Origin of the sequence: Roseovarius litoreus (assembly GCF_900142765.1) — a bacterium.
GTDB classification, from domain to species: Bacteria; Pseudomonadota; Alphaproteobacteria; order Rhodobacterales; family Rhodobacteraceae; genus Roseovarius; species Roseovarius litoreus.
Genome location: NZ_FRCB01000030.1, coordinates 1 through 1,031, shown reverse-complemented (window position 1 = coordinate 1,031; position 1,031 = coordinate 1). Strand labels below are relative to the sequence as shown.

1 protein-coding gene is annotated in these 1,031 nt (G+C 66.4%); it reads left to right on the top strand.

The window, feature by feature from the left end; translation table 11 throughout:
* A partial coding sequence (gene hemA, locus F3H35_RS18720) for a 5-aminolevulinate synthase (protein ID WP_149781042.1) occupies positions 1 to 1,031 on the top strand: 1,031 nt, incomplete at both ends.

Here is a 1,031-nt window from a genome sequence, read left to right as displayed (position 1 = left end):
ATCGAACGCCGCAATGGCCAGTTTCCGCATGCCACATGGCGCCGTCCCGACGGCACCGAGCAGCCGATCACCGTCTGGTGCGGCAACGACTATCTGGGCATGGGCCAGCACCCCGAGGTCCTGGCGGCGATGCACGAGGCGCTGGACGCCACCGGCGCGGGCTCGGGCGGGACGCGCAACATCTCCGGCACCACGGTCTATCACAAGCGGCTCGAGGCCGAACTGGCCGATCTGCACGGCAAGGAAGCGGCGCTGCTCTTCACCTCGGCCTATATCGCGAATGACGCGACATTGAGCACGCTGCCCAAATTGTTCCCGGGGCTGATCATCTATTCGGACGCGCTCAACCACGCCTCGATGATCGAGGGGGTGCGCCGCAATGGCGGGGCCAAGCGCATCTTCCGCCACAACGACATGGCGCATCTGCGCGAGCTGCTGGAGGCCGACGATCCCGCGGCGCCCAAGCTCATCGCCTTCGAATCGGTCTATTCGATGGATGGCGATTTCGGACCGATCGAGGCGATCTGCGACCTGGCCGACGAATTCGGCGCGCTGACCTATATCGACGAGGTGCATGCGGTGGGCATGTACGGCCCGCGCGGCGCCGGCGTGGCCGAGCGCGACCGCCTGATGCACCGCATCGACATCATCAACGGCACGCTCGCCAAGGCCTATGGCGTGATGGGCGGCTATATCGCGGCGAGCGCGAAAATGTGTGACGCGGTGCGCAGTTACGCGCCCGGCTTCATCTTCACCACCTCGCTGCCGCCGGCCGTGGCGGCGGGGGCCGCGGCCAGTGTGGCGCATCTCAAGCGCGACGGGTCGCTGCGCGAGGCGCATCAGACGCAGGCGAAGATCCTCAAGACCCGGCTCAAGGGGCTGGGCCTGCCGCTGATCGACCATGGCAGCCATATCGTGCCGGTGATCGTGGGCGATCCGGTGCATACCAAGAAGCTGAGCGACATGCTGCTCGAGGGCTATGGCATCTATGTCCAGCCGATCAACTTCCCCACCGTGCCGCGCGGCACCGA